This window comes from Rhodoglobus sp. G.S.4 (assembly GCF_056619605.1).
This window is the reverse complement of the sequence record NZ_CM152748.1, coordinates 985,243-1,002,721: the sequence shown is the minus strand read 5'-3', so window position 1 is coordinate 1,002,721 and position 17,479 is coordinate 985,243. Positions and strand designations below refer to the sequence as shown.

The 17,479-nt window shown below is 60.6% G+C and carries 19 protein-coding genes; 11 read left to right on the top strand and 8 right to left on the bottom strand.

Annotated features, from left to right (window positions below; translation table 11 throughout):
• Positions 1–45: 45 nt before the first annotated feature.
• The 3 genes from AC061P_RS04865 to AC061P_RS04855 are packed head-to-tail and all read left to right on the top strand — an operon-like array spanning position 46 to position 3,732.
• On the top strand, positions 46–2,112 hold the full coding sequence (locus tag AC061P_RS04865) for a TPM domain-containing protein (RefSeq protein WP_480391978.1): 2,067 nt from the start codon (positions 46–48) through the stop codon (positions 2,110–2,112).
• Positions 2,113–2,151: 39 nt separating this feature from the next.
• Positions 2,152–2,889, top strand: coding sequence for a PspA/IM30 family protein (locus AC061P_RS04860; RefSeq protein WP_449648829.1), 738 nt, complete (start codon positions 2,152–2,154; stop codon positions 2,887–2,889).
• A 21-nt stretch (positions 2,890–2,910) separates the two neighbouring features.
• A complete protein-coding gene (locus AC061P_RS04855; RefSeq protein WP_480391977.1) occupies positions 2,911–3,732 on the top strand; it encodes an arginase family protein in 822 nt (273 codons plus the stop codon).
• A 45-nt stretch (positions 3,733–3,777) separates the two neighbouring features.
• On the opposite strand, the gene AC061P_RS04850 is transcribed toward AC061P_RS04855, so the two are convergent.
• A complete protein-coding gene (locus AC061P_RS04850) occupies positions 3,778–4,095 on the bottom strand; it encodes a DUF4333 domain-containing protein (RefSeq protein WP_480391976.1) in 318 nt (105 codons plus the stop codon).
• A gap of 84 nt (positions 4,096–4,179) precedes the next feature.
• On the opposite strand from AC061P_RS04850, the gene AC061P_RS04845 reads away from it, so the two are divergent.
• From AC061P_RS04845 to AC061P_RS04835, 3 genes are read left to right on the top strand one after another with little or no spacing between them, the layout of a single operon-like run.
• Positions 4,180–4,980, top strand: a complete 801-nt coding sequence (locus AC061P_RS04845; RefSeq protein WP_480391975.1) for a crotonase/enoyl-CoA hydratase family protein — start codon at positions 4,180–4,182, stop codon at positions 4,978–4,980.
• Between the two features lie 8 nt (positions 4,981–4,988).
• Complete coding sequence (locus AC061P_RS04840) at positions 4,989–6,401, top strand: dihydrolipoyl dehydrogenase family protein (protein ID WP_480391974.1); 1,413 nt, start codon at positions 4,989–4,991, stop codon at positions 6,399–6,401.
• A gap of 21 nt (positions 6,402–6,422) precedes the next feature.
• Positions 6,423–6,872, top strand: coding sequence for a hypothetical protein (locus AC061P_RS04835; protein WP_449648824.1), 450 nt, complete (start codon positions 6,423–6,425; stop codon positions 6,870–6,872).
• Positions 6,873–6,887: 15 nt separating this feature from the next.
• Here the strand turns inward: AC061P_RS04835 and AC061P_RS04830 are convergent, their stop codons facing one another.
• Together AC061P_RS04830 and AC061P_RS04825 are read right to left on the bottom strand one after the other, a co-directional pair.
• Positions 6,888–7,241: a siderophore-interacting protein gene (locus AC061P_RS04830; RefSeq protein ID WP_480391973.1), complete on the bottom strand. Its 354-nt coding sequence runs from the start codon at positions 7,239–7,241 to the stop codon at positions 6,888–6,890.
• Positions 7,242–7,294: 53 nt separating this feature from the next.
• A complete protein-coding gene (locus AC061P_RS04825; RefSeq protein ID WP_480391972.1) occupies positions 7,295–8,710 on the bottom strand; it encodes an amidase in 1,416 nt (471 codons plus the stop codon).
• Positions 8,711–8,830: 120 nt separating this feature from the next.
• On the opposite strand from AC061P_RS04825, the gene AC061P_RS04820 reads away from it, so the two are divergent.
• From AC061P_RS04820 to AC061P_RS04810, 3 genes are read left to right on the top strand one after another with little or no spacing between them, the layout of a single operon-like run.
• Complete coding sequence (locus AC061P_RS04820) at positions 8,831–9,190, top strand: GntR family transcriptional regulator (RefSeq protein WP_480391971.1); 360 nt, start codon at positions 8,831–8,833, stop codon at positions 9,188–9,190.
• Complete coding sequence (locus AC061P_RS04815; RefSeq protein WP_480391970.1) at positions 9,187–10,077, top strand: ABC transporter ATP-binding protein; 891 nt, start codon at positions 9,187–9,189, stop codon at positions 10,075–10,077. The genes AC061P_RS04820 and AC061P_RS04815 overlap by 4 nt, the downstream gene beginning before the upstream one ends.
• Positions 10,074–10,844 carry an ABC transporter permease gene (locus AC061P_RS04810; protein ID WP_449648819.1) on the top strand — a complete coding sequence of 257 codons (771 nt, stop codon included), beginning with the start codon at positions 10,074–10,076 and terminating at the stop codon, positions 10,842–10,844. Before AC061P_RS04815 ends, AC061P_RS04810 begins: the two co-directional genes overlap by 4 nt.
• A gap of 108 nt (positions 10,845–10,952) precedes the next feature.
• Here the strand turns inward: AC061P_RS04810 and AC061P_RS04805 are convergent, their stop codons facing one another.
• Positions 10,953–11,459 carry an N-acetyltransferase family protein gene (locus tag AC061P_RS04805; RefSeq protein ID WP_480391969.1) on the bottom strand — a complete coding sequence of 169 codons (507 nt, stop codon included), beginning with the start codon at positions 11,457–11,459 and terminating at the stop codon, positions 10,953–10,955.
• Between the two features lie 77 nt (positions 11,460–11,536).
• The gene (locus tag AC061P_RS04800) at positions 11,537–12,217 is read right to left on the bottom strand and encodes a uracil-DNA glycosylase (protein WP_480391968.1); all 681 of its coding nucleotides are present in this window, start codon (positions 12,215–12,217) and stop codon (positions 11,537–11,539) included.
• A 44-nt stretch (positions 12,218–12,261) separates the two neighbouring features.
• Here AC061P_RS04800 and AC061P_RS04795 point away from each other — a divergent pair, with 44 nt between their 5' ends.
• On the top strand, positions 12,262–13,785 hold the full coding sequence (locus tag AC061P_RS04795) for an MFS transporter (protein ID WP_480391967.1): 1,524 nt from the start codon (positions 12,262–12,264) through the stop codon (positions 13,783–13,785).
• Here AC061P_RS04795 and AC061P_RS04790 read toward each other — a convergent pair.
• The 3 genes from AC061P_RS04790 to AC061P_RS04780 all read right to left on the bottom strand — a co-directional run bounded on the left by AC061P_RS04790 (position 13,782) and on the right by AC061P_RS04780 (position 16,198).
• Positions 13,782–14,555, bottom strand: coding sequence for an SDR family oxidoreductase (locus AC061P_RS04790; protein WP_480391966.1), 774 nt, complete (start codon positions 14,553–14,555; stop codon positions 13,782–13,784). The two genes, AC061P_RS04795 and AC061P_RS04790, sit on opposite strands and share 4 nt — an antisense overlap.
• Positions 14,556–14,624: 69 nt before the next feature.
• A complete protein-coding gene (locus AC061P_RS04785; protein WP_480391965.1) occupies positions 14,625–15,617 on the bottom strand; it encodes an NAD-dependent epimerase/dehydratase family protein in 993 nt (330 codons plus the stop codon).
• Entirely contained in the window at positions 15,614–16,198 is a 585-nt protein-coding gene (locus AC061P_RS04780) for a TetR/AcrR family transcriptional regulator (RefSeq protein WP_480391964.1), read from the bottom strand. Before AC061P_RS04780 ends, AC061P_RS04785 begins: the two co-directional genes overlap by 4 nt.
• Before the next feature lie 100 nt (positions 16,199–16,298).
• On the opposite strand from AC061P_RS04780, the gene AC061P_RS04775 reads away from it, so the two are divergent.
• Positions 16,299–17,393, top strand: a complete 1,095-nt coding sequence (locus AC061P_RS04775; RefSeq protein ID WP_480391963.1) for an acyltransferase family protein — start codon at positions 16,299–16,301, stop codon at positions 17,391–17,393.
• Positions 17,394–17,479: the final 86 nt, after the last annotated feature.

Here is a 17,479-nt window from a genome sequence, read left to right as displayed (position 1 = left end):
TTTCGCTAGACTCCTCGTGTCACTTTCGTCGACAAGGGAGCACCAGTGAAGGCTCGATTAGCCACCGTATTTGCCCTTGCTGTTGGGCTCGCAGTGATGACAGCGACGCCAGCTCTCGCCGACGACCCTGTTCAGCTCGATGGCGCCTATGTCATCGACAACACCGGCGTGCTCGACGGCAGCACTGCAGACGTTGTTGCGGCTCTCGACTCGCTGTACGAGCGGACTGGTGTGCAACTTTTTGTGGTCTACGTTGACGAGTTCACGAACCCCAACGCTCCCGTTGACTGGGCGAATGCCGCGGCAGAGGCCAATGGCCTCGGTGACGCCGATCTTCTGCTGGCGGTTGCTGTTTCGCAACGACAGTATTCGCTGTCTGTCTCCGCTGATGCGCCCGTAACTGACGCTCAATTGGATGCGGCCGAGAGCGCTATCGAAGCACAACTTCGCAACGACAATTGGGCTCAGGCTGCTATCGCGGGGGCGAATTCGCTCACCGGCGAAGAAGCACCATCACCTTCTGCATCATCGGGAGGTGGCATCCCGCTTCTACCGATCGTTGGCGGGGCTGCCGTCGTCGGTGTCGGTGCCTATGCGATCTATCGCGTGCGGCGTCGAGGCAGCGCTAGCAATTCTCAGAAGCCGGGCGAGAGTGTCTCTCAGGAGGAACTCGACCGTCGCGCAGGCAGCGCTCTAGTCGAAATGGATGATGCACTAAAGACAAGCGAGCAGGAGCTTGGTTTTGCGATTGCCCAGTTTGGTTCGGCCGCGACTGCCGAGTTTGAGGCGTCACTGGCGAAAGCAAATAGCACTGTTGCGCAAGCGTTCCGTCTGCGCCAGAAACTTGATGACAGCGAACCAGAAAGTGCTGACGAGAAACGTGCTGTGACCCTCGAAATCATCGCCCTGTGTGAGCAAGCCGATGGCCTGTTGGATGACCAAGCCGACGCCTTTGAAGAATTGCGGCAACTCGAAACAAACGCGCCGGCAGCCCTCGCTGAGACGTCGGCACTGATTGCCAGCGCGAGCAACCGAGTTCCGTCAGAAGAAAAGGCTTTGGCCTCGTTATTGGAGCGCTATGCACCAGCTGCGCTTGATTCTGTGGCCGACAATGTGGAGCGAGCCCGCGCCCTGCTGGCCGCTGCCATTGAGTCATCAGCGACCGCCAGTACGGCGATCGAGGCCCAGAAATCTGGTGAAGCTGCTGTTGCTGTGCGCACAGCTCAGGCCCAATTAGGTCAGGCCGTGCAGCTCATGGATGCCGTGGATTCACTTGCCACAGAGTTGCAATCGGCCGAGCAAAAACTGGCTGCCGCAATCACAGACACCACTTCAGACATTGCTGCAGCTCGCGCTCTGCCCCGCGACGACGCCTCGTCAGCATTGCAGCCATACATCGCTACTGCCGAAACCGCTCTTGCCTCGGCACAGGCTCACTCGAATGATCCCGTGGCAAGCTTGAGCTCGCTCGGTGAGGCAAACGCTGCCCTAGAAACAGTGTTTATTGGGGTGCGTGATCAGCAGGCGGCCGTCGCTCAGGCAGCGACGCAACTGACAGCTGCGCTTGCGGGCGCTCAGTCGCGAATCACCACGACGGCACAGTTCATTACGACCCGTCGCGGTGGTGTCGGCTCCGAAGCGCGAACGAGAATTAGCGAAGCCGATCGTCAGGTGAAGCAGGCACTGGCTTTGCAGACATCCGATCCGGTTACGGCCTTGACGCATGCGAGACAAGCCGATCAGCTAGCTGCGACGGCATACGATCTCGCACAGCGTGATGTCTCACAGTTCTCGACCGGCGGCGGAATGGGTACTGGCATGGGCGGGCTCGGTGGGCTTGGCGGTTTCAGCGGTGGTGGTGGCAGCTCGGGTGGCGACATTCTTGGTGGCATCATCGGAGGCCTTATCGGCGGCAGCTTGGGCTCACGGTCATCTCGGTCAGGCCAGAGCCCGTCGTGGGGCGGCTCATCGTGGGGTGGCAGCTCGGGCTCGAGTGGTTCACGTTCTGGTGGTTCTCGGATGGGCGGCAGCAGTCGTTCTGGAGGCGGCAGTCGCTCTGGCGGAAGTTCTGGTCGCAGTGGTGGCGGTCGCAGTCGCGGCGGTAGATTCTAAGTACGGTTTGCTCGGTAACACTTACGAAAGGCATGTCGCATGGCAAAGCAGTCGATCCTCGGACGTATTTCACAACTACTGAAGGCGAATATCAACTCGATTCTCGACCAGGCCGAGGACCCTCAGTTGATGCTCGACCAGCTTGTGCGTGATTACACGAACTCCATTGCGGATGCGGAGAGCGCTGTTGCTCAGACGATCGGCAATCTCCGGCTCATGGAGCAGGATCACACCGAAGACAGGAACGCTGCCGCCGATTGGGGTCGTAAAGCCCTCGCGGCAAGCAACAAGGCAGATGAACTTCGCGCAGCGGGCAACTCGGCTGACGCTGACAAGTTCGACAACCTTGCGAAGATCGCCATCAGCCGTCAGGTTTCCTCCGAAAACGAAGCCCGTGCCGCCGCCCCAACAATTGCCTCGCAAACGCACGTTGTTGATCAGCTCAAGAGTGGGCTCGACGGCATGCGCGCAAAACTTAGCGAACTGACCGCAAAGCGTGATGAACTCGTCGCTCGCTCCAAGACTGTCGAAGCGCAGTCGCAAGTTCACGATGCTCTCAAGTCGATCGACCTGCTCGACCCGACTAGCGACCTCGGTCGTTTCGAAGACAAGATTCGGCGCGAAGAGGCCAAGGTTCTTGGGCAGCAAGAGTTGGCAGCATCCAGCCTCGACGCCCAGTTTGAAGGCCTAGAAGATCTCGGAAAGCAGAGTGAAGTTGAGGCCCGCCTGGCCGCGCTCAAGTCGGGCGGCACTAAAGCTGTGACGGCTGGCGAGTAGCGCGAACACGAAATCTTACGAATGACAATTGACTACGTTGTCGTTCCACAGTGGCAGGGCTCAGGGTCTTCCCGAGCAATGCAACTCGTGGACGGTGCCGAGTCGATTCGGGGCGATCTTCCCTCCGCATCGACTCGCACCGTAGACGTGCCGCTCGAAGCTGGCGATCACCAAGGCACTGGCGTTCAACGCCTGAGTTCACTCTTGCTTGTTCGCGACCGAGCTCTTCAGCTCTATGCCGCAGACTCTGCGACCCACGTGACGATCGGGGGCGATTGTGGTGTCGAGTTGGCGGCGATCGGGCATGTCAGCGCCAACGCACCAGTCGTGGTCTGGATTGACGCCCACCCCGACCTGCACACTCCCGCCTCCAGCCCTTCTGGTGCATTTACGGGGATGGTACTTCGGACTCTTCTGGGTGAGGGTGCAGCGCCACTCGTGCCCGCGCATCCGCTCACGACAGATCAGGTGATTCTTGCCGGCGTGCGCTCGGCAGACCCCGAAGAAGACACTTACATTGAGGATGCTGGCATCCGCTCGATTGGTGTGATCGAGTTTTCTCCTGAGTCAGTCTTAGAGGCGCTGGCCGAAGCGGGCGCAGAGTCCGTGTATCTCCACATTGATCTCGATGTGCTTGACCCTGCCGACATGGCGGGTCTCGGATCCCCGGTGCCGTTTGGGATCACTCCGGCACTGCTCGCTGACACAATTCGCGCGATTGTGGCCAAGTATCCGCTTGCCGGCGCCGGAATTACTGAATTCGCCCCGGCATCCGTCAGTCAGGCAGCGGATGATCTGCCGACCATATTGCGACTGATCGGCGCCATTACTTCGGCACGGTAGGGCGCGTTGTTTGTCGCCGCTAGCCGGGACATCGACAACAGGGTGCTATTCCCGAGGCTCCTCAGCTACCGAGACTGACACCGAATAATTGGCGCCATCGACGTCCTTGATGGTGACCTCACTATCGAAGTCTTCATTGAGCGCCGGATCAGTCAACACACAGTCGAGGGTTGTGCCATTCTTCAGCTCGATCAGGTCGTCACCGCAGTCGATCGCGGGCAACTCGCCGACGGACTGTTCTAGCGCCGCGGCCGCCGTTGCCGCAATCGAACTCGCGGAGATCTCAACGGGCGGCTCGCTTGAGCAACCAGCGAGGAGGGCCGTCGAGGCAACAGCGAGAGCAAGAATTGCGGAACGCAACACGGGAACCTCCGAAAAGTTGGGCTGGGTATGAGCTTATCGTCAGCTTCCCTCCCCACGTTGGCGCGCGGGTCGTAGGCTGGGACCATGACTGACCTCAACACCAGTAACACCAAAGTGACCGTGGAACGAGATGGCCACGTCTTGCTCATCGGGCTCAATCGAGTCGACAAACGCAACGCCGCCGACATGGAAATGTTGCAGCAGCTTGCGCTTGCCTATGGCGAGTTGGAGCGAGACCCTGAGTTGCGCGCCGGATTCGTTTTTGCCCATGGTGACCACTTCACTGGCGGCCTCGATCTTGCCGATATCGGCCCCCGAATCGGTGCCGATGGTCTCGATATGGTTCCCGAGGGTGGGATAAACCCGTGGCAAGTTTCCGGGCAGAAACTCTCCAAACCTGTGGTCATCACCGTTCAGGGCACCTGCCTCACCCTCGGAATTGAACTGATTTTGGCCAGCGACATTGCCGTTGCGGCCGATTCAAGCGTGTTCGGCCAGGTCGAAGTCTCACGCGGAATCCTTCCGTTCGGTGGAGCGACTATCCGCTTTCCCCGTCAAGTTGGATGGTCGAATGCGATGCGCTGGATTCTCACCGGCGACAGCTTCGATGCCGCCGAAGCTCATCGCATCGGAATGGTGCAAGAGGTCGTGCCCCATGGCCAGCAGTATGCCCGCGGACTTGAGCTTGCTCAGCGGGTCGCCGCTCAGGCACCGCTCGCTGTTCAGGCAGCCCTCGCCAACGCTAACCTTGCTATTCGCGAGGGCGATGCTGCGGCAGAGGCCGGGCTTCAACCAGCGCTAGTCGCAGTCGCTCAGAGCAAAGATGCCAGAATCGGCATGGAAGCTTTCATGACGCGCACAACCGCACACTTCGTCGGAAAGTAGGAATCACTGTGACTGAGAATGCGTGGGATGTCATTGTTATTGGCGCCGGCGCTGTCGGCGAAAACGTTGCTGACCGGGTTGTGCAAGGCGGACTGAGCGTTGCACTCGTCGAAAGCGAACTCGTCGGCGGCGAATGTTCCTACTGGGCGTGCATGCCCTCGAAGGCGCTCATTCGCAGCGGGCTCGCCCTGCGTGCCGCCACACGCGTGGCAGGTGCAGCCGAAGCGGTCACGGGCGGCATCGATGTTGCTGCTCTGCTCGCCCGCCGAGACAGCTTCACGAACAACTGGGATGACGCTGTCCAAGTCAGTTGGGTAGAGAAAGCGGGCATTGATCTCGTGAGGGGCCACGCGCGGCTCGATGGGCCTAAACGAGTCATCGTCACCGCAAAGGATGGTGAGGTCACCACGTTGACGGCACATCACGCAGTTGTCGTCGCGACCGGATCGACGCCGATGCTTCCGAATATTTCTGGCCTCATTGAGGCGCAACCGTGGACACCAAGGGAAGCAACATCCGTCAAAGAAGTTCCTGAATCCTTCGCCATTATTGGTGGCGGCGTTGTCGGCGTTGAGATGGCAACCGCCTACCGCGACCTCGGCGCCAAAGTGATCCTCTTTGCTCGTAGCGGTGTGCTCAACGGTCAAGAAGATTTTGCCAGTGACCTGGTCGCGAAAGCTCTCCGTGAGCGAGGCGTCACTATCGTGAAGGCGTCCCCCACGCGCATCAAGCGCACCGGTCACGGCATCGACATTGATACCGAAACCGAAAGTTTCACCACATCCGAAATTTTGGTGGCGACGGGTCGCACAGCGCGCACCACAGATATCGGAATCGACACCGTCGGCTTCACCCCCGGAGACTGGTTGGCCGTCGACGACACCATGCTCGTGCACGACACCGACTGGCTGTATGCCGTTGGTGACGTCAACCACCGTGCGCTGCTCACCCACCAGGGCAAGTATCAAGCGCGCGCTGCTGGTGATGTGATCGTGGCACGCGCCACCGGTGCTGTGGTCGATAACGCACCGTGGGGCTCTCACGTGGCAACAGCAGATCACTGCGCTGTTCCCCAAGTGACGTTCACCGACCCCGAAGTCGCCTCAGTTGGCCTCACCGCTGAAGGTGCCGAGAAGCACGGAATAGACACTCAAATCGTTGACTACAACATCGGTTGGGTTGCCGGGGCAAGCCTTCAAGCCGACAACTATGAGGGCCAAGCACGGCTCGTCATTGACCGAGAACGTCAGGTCATTGTCGGTGCAACCTTTGTCGGTCAGGATGTCGCAGAGCTGCTGCACTCTGCCACGATCGCCATAGTCGGCGAAGTCCCTATCGCGCGCCTCTGGCATGCGGTGCCCTCGTATCCGACAATCAGCGAGGTGTGGCTGCGGCTACTCGAGGCTGTTGGTCGCCCCTAACGACGGCAACGGGCTGAAGAAATGAGCGCTTCACGAGGCCTACGGTTTGGCCGCGCCATTGCCCAAGCTGAACACAATCCGCGAGTGCAGCGAGTGCTGCTGCACCCCGCTGTTACGCGACCCGGGTATTGGTTTGCTACCGCATCCGGGCTGCTGTGGGGTGGGCTACTGAGTGGCTTTCGATTGCGTTTTCGTGGCGGTGTGATTGTTGCCGAGCATGTGCCGCGCTGGGCGTTTGGTCGCGGCGGCACGACCATTGGCGCGGTGTATCTCACATGCGACAATGTGAGCGACACGGTGCTTGAGCATGAGGCTGTGCACCGTAAACAGTGGCGGCACTATGGATTGTGGTTTATCCCGCTGTATTTGCTTGCCGGGCAGGACGCTCTGAAGAATCGATTCGAAATCGAGGCCGGGTTGGAGCTAGGCGGTTACCTTCGCGGCCGATCGGCGCGCACACCCAAGGTTTAGGCGGAGCGCCGTGAACTAGTTCGAGCTGAGCAGGCGAGCGGGGCCCTGATGGGCAACCCACGCATAGACGGTGCTTTCGCCGAACGCGCTCACGGGGAGCATTTCGCTCAACCACGCGTCAACCGAGCGAGCGACGCTCTGGCCACGTTCGCGTAGTAGCCAGCACACACTGAAACGGCCGGGAGCCGCTAGCGGCTGGATATCGTCAGCGGAGTCGACCTCGATGAAAACTTGGCCGCGAGAACGGGCCGGCAATGTCGCGAGAATCATCGAGATGGCGTCGATCGAGGTCTCGTCTCCCGCGAGCAGCACGCGGTCAGCCGACTGGGGATTCCAGGCGATCTGCGGGGTGAAGAGTTCGGGAAACATTGATCCCAGTATAGGCATGCCTTACCTAAATAACGAAGCGCTCTCGGCGGACTCTAAGCCCCAAACGCCGCCGGATGCCGCGAGCCCCATTGAAAGCGCCGCTCAAGCTGCGCGCCAATCGCGAGCAGCACATCCTCGCGACCGGGGCGGCCAATGAGCTGCACGCCCATCGGCAGCCCTTCCGCGGTTGCGTGCACGGGGAGGCTGATCGCGGGCAGGCCCGAGACGTTGACGAAACTCGTCCAAGGTGTGTACTGCACTTGCTTTGCAAAGTTCTCGAAGGCATCCTCGGCATGAAACCAGCCGAGCGGGCGTGGCGTCATGGCCATCGCCGGCGTCAGCACGGCGTCGTAGGTCGAGAACTGGCGGATGACGCTGCGCTCAAACCGAGAGAGGGTCGCGATGGCGACGCCCACGTCGCTCGCGCTCATCCGACGCCCGCTTTCGATGAGCCATTTCGTGAGGGGTTCCACGAGCTCGAGTTGCTCACCATCGAGCGGGATTCCGGCCGCTCCCGCTTGCCACAGCACCGTGAAGGCTTCGGCGTATTCGGGTGAGGGGTCGAGCGCGAAGTCTTCGCTGCCGTGGCCGAGTTGGTCGAGCGCTGCGCGAGCGAGGGTGAGAGCATCCTGAGCTTCGGCCGACACAGAAATCTCGTAGGTGTCGTCCCACGGCGAGGTTGTCATGACGCCGATATTGAAGGTGCCTTCGCCGCGGATCGCGGCGTTGAGGAAGGCGCCACCGTCCCACGTGGGTGGGCCAACCGAGAACGGCGAGGGGCCGGCGATGCCATCGAGGAGCAATGCCGCATCCGCCACCGTGCGAGCGAGAGGGCCGGTGACCGGAAGCTGGCCGAGACTGCCGAAACCACTGCCCGCGGGCACACGACCACGGGATGGCTTGAGCCCAACGAGTCCAGTCGCGGCGGCGGGGATACGAATCGAGCCACCACCGTCCGAGCCCGGCGCGAAGGGCAAGAGCCCCGCAGAAACCGCGACGGCTGCTCCCCCGCTGCTGCCGCCGGCGCCTAACGAGGTGTCCCAGGGGTTCACGGCTGGGGCATCCGAGAGCGGCTCGGTGTAGGCGGGCAGCCCGAATTCGGGGGTTGCGGTTTTGCCGAGGCTGATTGCGCCGGCAGCATCGAGAACGTCGGCGATCTCATCCGACACCTCGGGCACGAAGTCAGCAAAGGCGCGCGATCCGTAGGCGGTGCGCACTCCCGCGCGGGCCCACAAGTCTTTTTCGCCCGAGGGCAGACCCCAGAGGGCGGAGGCGCGGGAGCCAGAGGCCTCTAGCTCGCCAGCACGCTGGCGCGCAGCATCCGGAGTCACCGCCGTAAAAGCGCCCAGCTCAGGATTCAGCCGTTCAATGCGATCGAGGTAGCACTCCACGAGTTCGGTGGGCTTCACCTCGCCCGATCGCAAGAGATGTAGCTGCTCAAGGGCGGTGAGGCGATGAAGTTCTGACACGGATTCAGCCTAAGGGGGTTGACAACGTCCCGCCATGCTGGTTAGTTAGTTGCATCACCAACTAACCAACTAGCCGAATCGCAGCTAGATCAACACCACAGAAACAGAAAGGAGGCTCACATGGATGACTCCCGCCCCATCTTCGCGCAAGTTGCCGAGAACATTGAGAACGACATCATCACCGGCGCACTGCCCGAAGAAGGCCAAGCTCCCTCGATCAACGAGTTCGCAGCCTTCTATCGCATCAACCCCGCGACCGCCCTCAAAGGCGTCAACGTTCTCGTCGATGCCGGAATTCTCTACAAGAAACGAGGAATCGGAATGTTCGTCGCCGCTGGCGCTCAAGAACAACTCAAAAGTACCCGTCGCAACAAGTTCAGCAGCGAGTATGTTCGCCCCCTCTTGGCCGAAGCAGAAAAGCTCGGCATCGACTCCACCCAACTCACCCAGATGATCGCCAAGGAGGCGAACAACTCATGACCTCCACCATCGAGGTAAACAACCTCAGCAAGCACTTCGGCAAAGTGAAAGCCGTCAGCGACGTGAGCTTCACGGTCGCCGAGAACAAGATCTACGGCCTGCTCGGCCGCAACGGGGCAGGCAAGACCACCCTCATGCAGTTGCTCACCGGCCAAGAGTTCGCCTCAAGCGGCACAATCTCGCTGTTCGGGCATTCTCCGGTCGAGAACGCGAAGGTTCTGCAGAACACCTGCTTCATCAAAGAGAGCCAGCGCTACCCCGAAGACTTCCGCCCCAAGGACGTCTTCAAGACCGCACCCTGGTTCTTCGCCAACTGGGATCAAGAATTCGCCGAGCGTCTGATCGCCGACTTCCGCCTCCCCCTCGACCGCCGAATCAAGAAGCTCTCCCGCGGCCAGCTCTCCTCCATCGGAGTCATCGTTGGCCTCGCCTCACGCGCACCACTCACCTTCTTCGATGAGCCCTATCTGGGTCTGGATGCCGTGGCACGTCAAATCTTTTACGACCGCCTTCTTGAGGACTACGCCAACCACCCGCGCACCGTGATCCTCTCCACTCACCTCATTGACGAGGTCGCCAACCTGCTCGAACACGTACTCGTGATCGACGACGGCAAGCTCCTCATCAACGAGGACGCCGAAACTCTCCGCGATCGTGCAACGAACGTCGTCGGTATGAAGACCGCCGTCGACACGTTCATCGGCAACCGCGAAGTGCTGCACCGCGACGGAATCGGCGGGCTCAGCTCCGTGACCGTGTCCGGGCTCAGCGAGAGCGAGCGCCGCGAGGCAAAAGCTGCCGGACTGGAACTGTCACCGGTGTCGTTGCAGCAGCTCATTATCCAACTCACCCGCACCGAGACTAAGGAATTCGAGGCCAGCGCATGACCACCACAACCACGGCTCTCGCCCAACCGGCAAGCCCCCTGAAGCGCATCGCCAATGTCGCCAAACTGCATTTCGCCAACCCGTGGACGACTCTCGGCCTACCCTGGATCATTCTCGGCGTGATATTCGTGGGAACTCTCACAATTTGGTGGCTGATTTTCTCGGCGCTCTCCCCCGAGGCTCGCGTAGGTGCACTCGAAGGAACAGAATTCGGTGGATCCAGCTTCTTCATCTTCATTTACATGATGGTGGTGGCGATTCAAGCGATCAGTATTACTTTCCCTTTCGCCCTCGGCTACGGCGTCACTCGTCGTGACTACTACCTCGGTAGCGCGCTTGCCTTCGTGGTCCTCGCCGTCATCTACACCACGGGCCTGAGCGTTCTGGCCGCCATCGAAAACGCAACCAACGGCTGGGGGATGGGTGGCACCATGTTCGCACCGATCTACTTCGGCGATTCCACGCCCGAACGCATTTTTGTCGTTTTCGTTTTGTTCCTGTTCTTCCTCTTCTTCGGTTCAGCGATTGCCGCTGTCTGGGTTCGTTGGAAGGCAACCGGCGTTTCCGTGTTCTTTATCATCGTCGGAGCACTCCTCGTCGGATTGATTGCGCTGGCGACCTTCACGGACTCGTGGGCTGCGGTTGGTGCCACGCTGGTCGACCTCGGCGTTCTCGGGGTCGCGGCTTGGAGCCTCGTGCTCACCGCGATCAGCGGCGTGGCCGGGTTCACGCTGCTGCGGCGGGCAACCCCGAGAAACGCGGCGTAGCTCAAACGCGGCGGTCGATACACCGGCCCAGATACGCGGATGCCCGGCTCTCCCCTTGCGGAAAAGTCGGGCATCCGTTCGTTGCGGAAGCAATCGCGCAGGACGGCGTTACTCCTCGATCGACTTCTGCAACAGGTACGTGCCGACCCAGCGGTCGAACTTGAAGCCGACGCGCTTGAGATGCCCGATGGATTCGAAGCCCAATTTCTGGTGCAGGTACACGGAGGCCTCGGTTCCCTCATCCGAAATGACGGCAATAATTTCGCGGATGCCCGCCCGACGCCCACGTTCAATGAGTTCGTTGAGCAGCGCACCGCCAACACCCTGGCCTGTCGCAGACGGCGAGAGATAGATCGAGCCCTCGGCCGTACGCTTGTAGGCGGCCTTAGGACGCCACGGGAACATCGCGGCGTAGCCGAGCACGCGCTCGTCGTCGTCAACCGCGACGATGAACGGCAGCCCCGACTCTTCAACCGACGTGCGCTTGGCCGTCATGATCTCGGGAGTGACCTCGACAATGTCGAACGTGACAACGGTCGTGCTCACGTAGTAGCCATAGATTTCGGCGAGCGCCACATCATCCGCTGCGATGGCGTCTCTAAAGTGGTGTGCCATGGCTGCTCCCGAGGTGTCGTGACAAAGAAGGTGAGTGGTGAAGACTGTCTCGCCCCGAGGGTGACGAGACTCTTATTTTATGGGGCTGGTGACGGGTCGATTCGCCAGTCGATGGGCTCAGCGCCTTGCGCCTCGAGCGCAGCGTTCACGCGACTAAATGGCTTCGAACCGAAGAAACCCCGACGAGCAGAGAGCGGGCTCGGGTGAGCACTCATGATCACCGGGGTATCGCCCAACAGTGGTGCAACGGATGCCGCATCCTTGCCCCACAGCACGGCAACAAGCGGTTGCGGCCTCTCCGCGAGCGCGCGTATCGCGTGGGCCGTCACTTCTTCCCAGCCGTGACGACGATGGGAGCCCGCCTCCCCCGCCCTCACTGTCAGCACCCTGTTGAGCAGCAGCACCCCTTGGCATTGCCACGCGCTGAGATCGCCATGAGTTGCTGGCGGGATCCCGAGGTCGTCGTTGAGTTCGCGGTAGATGTTGCCGAGACTGCGCGGTAGCGGTCGCACCGCCCGGTCGGCCGAGAACGCTAGCCCCACGGCGTGCCCGGGCGTCGGATACGGGTCTTGGCCGACGATGAGCACTCGCACGTCATCGAAAGGCTCACGAAAGGTCCGCAGCACTGCGTTTTCGGCGGGAAGCCACTCGCGTCCCTTCGCAGTCTCCTCAGCAAGAAAGGCAGCAACCGCCTCGAGCTGAGTCGCGACGGGGTCGAGTACGCGAGACCACCCGGGGTCGACACTGCTGAAATCCATGTCACTACGCTAGCTTCCGCCCCCGCTACCGATAGCATCCGTTCATGTCATTCCTGCGCGGAAAATCCGGGGCCATCACGATGGGCCTCATCGGCTACCTCTTCTTTGTCGAACTGGTGAGCGGAATCATCCAGGGGTACTACATCCCGCTGATCCCCGACCTCGTCGAGCATTTAGGCATCCGCGACGCTGATTTCAACTGGTTTGAGGCCGCCCAGCTGCTCCTGAGCGCCATTGTGGTGCCGATTTTGGCGAAGCTCGGCGATATGCACGGCCACAAGCGCATCCTGCTGATCTCGACCGTCCTCACCGCCGGAGCAACGTGGTGGTTGGCGTTCACGGGTGACTTCACGAGCTTCCTGATCGCGTGGGCGCTGCAGGGGTTCTACGTCGTCTGGCTCCCGCTCGAAGTCGCACTGATCTTCGACCGCGGACGCACGACGGGAATGGGCGCATCACAAACTCGCCGCGCTGCGGGATTCCTCGTCGTTGCCCTCGAAGCCGGTGCCATCATCGGTGCCCTCGGTGGCGGCCGCATCTTCAAGGCCTTTGGCGAGAACGTGCAGCAGACCCTCATGATCCCCGCCATCGCGGTAACGATCGTCTTCTTCGTGATCCTGTTCGGTGTACCCGAATCGAAACCGCTGCCCGGCCGCACGCTCGACTTCTGGGGCTTCGTGCTCCTCACTTTCGGCCTCTTGCTCATCACGTCGGGGCTCACGTTCTTGCGAATCAACGGGCCAGGCGCTCTGTGGGTGTACGTCATCATGCTCGCTGGTGTCGCCACCTTCATTCCGTGGGGTCGTTACGAACTGCGCCAGAAAGATCCTGCGATCGATCTTCGGATGTTGCGAGACCCGAGCATGTGGCCCATCCAACTCACTGCGGGGCTTGTCGGCATCAGCCTCCTCGGCGCCCAGGCACCGCTCGCGACCTTCGCCGGCACCGACCCGATCAACGGGTACGGCCTCGGAATGGAATCGGATGAGATCTCGTACATTATCGGCGCCTACCTTGTGTCAATGATTGTGGGAGCGCTGCTCTTCCCGATTCTGTCGAAGTGGAAGAGTCCGCGGGTTGCCCTCATCGTGGCCACGTTCTTCGTCGCAACCGGCTACCTCATGTTCTTGCCATTCCATGCGACAGTGCTGAGCGTCTTCCTCAACATGAGCATCGCAGGTCTTGGCTCGGGTGCCCTCGTCGGTGCGCTCCCTGCCGCTGCCGCTGCCGCTGCCCCGCGGGGCCAGACCGGCATCGCGACTGCTCTCACCAACACGACCAAGACGATTGGTGGCTCGTTCGCCTCGGCGATCTTCGCCATCGTGCTTCTGGCCGGGGCGGCATCCGCCGTCACCGAAACCGCTTCAAGCTTGTTCGGCTACCTGACGGTGTTCACGATCTGCGGTGTTGGTGCACTCGTCGCCGCCGTGCTGCTGTTCTTGGTGCCGAAGCTAGCCTTTGCGGACGTGGTGGATGACATCGATGAGCTCGTGCCAGCAGTAGGAGCGGACGACACGGGGACCGCGAGCACCGAACCTGCGGCAGCGCCCGGAAACAGCAACGACTAACGAACCTTCAGCGCGCCCCTGATCATCTTGTGCGGCGCAGCCTGGGCAACAGGCTTGATCGTGATGAGGTCGAGGTTGACGAACGGCGGCAGCTCAAGAGCGTGCACAATTGCCTCGGCAATGTCATCGGCAACCAGCGGGTCGGGCACATTCTCATAGACGGTGTCTGCCTTGGCAGCGTCTCCGCCGAAACGAACGAGCGCGAACTCTTCTGTCTTCACCATGCCGGGAGCAACCTCGATCACCCGGATCGGCTCCCCCGCGAGCTCCAGCCGCAATACAGCGGTGAGGGCGTGCTGGGCAAACTTAGCCGCATTGTAGCCGCTGCCACCCTCGTACGGCACTGAGGCTGCGATTGACGTGATCATGAGGATGCTCGCGGTCTCGCCCTCAACGATCGCTTCGCGCAGCAGCGGCAAGAGCGCGCTGGTAACGCGCTTGGTTCCCACGACGTTGACGTCGAACATCCGGATCCAATCATCCGCGTCGCTCTCTTCAACACTCGCGACGCCGAGCGCGCCGCCCGCGTTGTTGACGAGCGCATGGATGGGGCCAAGCTCACGAAGGTAGGCGGCGAGCGCCTCCACGTCATCCTGTTTCGTCACGTCGGCAACGAACGTGTCAACCCCGGTGTCGGCCGCGAGCGCCGCGAGCCGTTCCTCACGACGCGCAACAGCGACCACACGCCATCCGTTATTGGCGAACCGACGAGCAGTCGCCTCGCCAATGCCTGAGCTTGCCCCGGTAACTACTACTCGCTTGATTGCCATGTGTTAAAAGTAGCGGCATCCAGTAGCGGTCAGCCACCGGATACCACCCACCCGCTCCGCGGAAGCGCCCTAGCGTTCGTTTGCGACGAGGTATTCGGCAGAAGCCAGAATGGCGTCGGTAGAGGAAATGTAGGTGAAGCCCAAGTCACGCGGGGCATCGGAACCGTCAACATCGAGGTTGCGCTGGATGGAACCGGCAAGGGCCCGCACCGCGGGGTTGACACGAGCAACAACTTTCACCAGCCAATCGGGCAGCTGCCGGGTAGTGATCTTGCGCTCCGGATAGACCTTCTTGAGCACGGCGCTGGCGTCGGCAATCATCATCGCACCCGCATTCGCCGGATAGCGTTTGCCGATCGCCACCGCGCTGTCGATCGCTGCAACATGCATGCGGGCAACGTCACGCACATCCACGATCGGCAGGTTCGATTTGGGGTACGCCGGATCGACGCCCCCGAGGAAGCGCTCAACGTACGCCAATGAGGTGGCGTAGTGCTCATCCATCGGCGGACCAAAGACGGCTCCCGGGTTGATCGTAGTGAGCTGCATTTCGGGGTGCTCGGCCACAAATTGCCACGCCGCACGTTCTGCCAAAGTCTTGGATGCTTCGTAGGCAGTCGTATCGGGATGCTTAGGGTCTGTCCAGTTCGCCGGCGTAGAGACATCCATTCGCGGCTTGGCTGAATCTTTGTAGATTGCGGCGCAGCTCGAGGTGAGGATGACGCGGTGCACCCCAGCGGCCTGCGCTGCGCTTAATGCCCGGCGCGTGCCCTCAACGGCAGGCCGGATAAGCTCCTGGGGGTCTTTGGGCTCATCAACGGGGAAAGGAGACGCGGTGTGGAGAAGCACATCCACTCCGACCATCGCCTCTGCCCAGCCCTGATCTGCGAGCAGGTCGAGCGACACGAAGCTCAAATCAGCACCGGGGAATAGCGCCTCGACCTGTGCCTGCCGCTTTTCTGAGCGAACTGCCGCTTTCACGGAGTAGTTTTCCTCCAACAATTCGCGAATGAGGTGTTTAGCGATGAAGCCTGATGCGCCAGTAACGAGCACGGTGGTCATGTTTTCTCCTGAAAAGATTCTTGTAGCGGGATGGCATGAGAGGCGGGGCGGGTAATGCCGTTCCAGAGCACGGTGAACGCTCGTTCGCCCTGCTCAGGAGTGAGCGCGCTGTCGACGGACAGCTCCAGTTGACGGATAAACGTCTCGGCTAGATACTCGTCGGGGAGATCGACAAAAAGGTTTGCTCGCGAGCACTCCGCAAGCAGGAGATACAGCGCTCCGAAATGGGCGTCCGCGACCTGCTGCGCCTGAGGACTCACGAGATCTGCTCCCTTGAGCAATAGTTTCACTCGATGGTGCTCTGGGTAGCCCTTCGCCCACTCCAGCCACCGCCGCCATGCCGTAAAGAATTGCTCACGAGGCGCCCCGTCGCGGTCGAATTCTCCCAACGCCTCGGCGAGCTCGTCGGTGAGATGCCCATACACGGCGTCGAGCAATTTTTGCTTCGACGAGAAGTAATTGAAGAGGGTCCCATTGGACACACCTGCGACAGCGGCAACCTTTGCCGTTGAGACTCCAATGCCCTCTCGATCGAAAAGCACGATGGCGGCATCAAGAATCGCCTCCGGTTTGTGTTTCATTCTTCCACCGTAGGTATTTTAGAGTGACTAGTCAATCTAGTCTCGCTTCCGGCGGGGAAGGCACACGAAGCTCACGGTCTCGCGCACTACACTTCAACGAATGACCGGAGCTTCTCTCACCACAGCGGCGCCCGCCCGCACCCCCAAGGCGCGCATGCCGCACTGGGACAATGCGCGCTTTCTTGCCGTCACCCTTGTGGTGATTGGGCACGGAATCCAGCGCCTCACGTACGACTCCAACTACGCTCTCGCGCTCTACCTGTTTATCTACGCCTTCCACATGCCGGCGTTCGCCATTATCAGTGGCTATTTCTCTAAACCCGGGGCTCCCTCAGCGCTTCAAATGCGGCGAGTTCTCACCGACATCCTGCTGCCGTATTTCATCATGGAGGCCATTTGGGCTCTCGTGAAGTATTTTGCTGAAGGTGAGACTGATCTCAACCCGTCGAAGCCAAGCTGGACCCTATGGTTCCTGCTCGCTCTCGGAATCTTTCGACTGATCCTGCCCTATCTAGCGTTACTCCGCTGGCCGTTGCTGTGGGCCATAATCGGCTCGGTGGGGGTTGGCTATTTCGACAATGTCGACAGCACTTTCTCGCTCTCACGCGCGATCGGCATCCTGCCCTTCTTTGTTCTTGGCTGGAAGCTTCGTGAATGGCGAACCATAGAAAGATGGCAAACCGCTACACGTTCCGTTTGGCTGTATCGCGGACTTGCCGTCACCGTTTTCGCTGGCTGGTTGGCAATAATCCTCGGCAACATCGAGCTCTGGCGAACCATCGACTTGCGCTTCTGGTTCTTCTACGACGACTCCTACGAGGGCCTCGGCGAAAACCAGTGGTGGGCTGGAGGCGTGCGATTGGGGCTCATCCTGCTTGCCGTAATTCTCAGCGCGGCATTCTTCTCACTCGTTCCACGACGCCACACCTGGATCACGGATGCCGGGCAAGCGACCATGTACGTCTATCTTCTTCACAGCTTCGTTCTCTATCCCCTTCGAGAAAGCGGACTGCTGCATGATGAGCGAGCTTCCGCAATGTGGCTGCTCAGCCTCGTTCTTGCGTCAATTGGGGTGGCTCTCGTGTTGTCGACTCCATTTGTGAAGAAAATATTCCACTACATCATTGAGCCAAAACCGCTGTGGTTGTTTACGCCGTTACCAGACGAAGTCGCCAAAGATTCAAAGAAAAGTTGAGTTACGACATATTTCAGCGCTGATTGACCGTCAGAGGGACCCTGCTTAGGCTCTGAGTGTGGCGGATAGCCCGATCCACCCTTAAA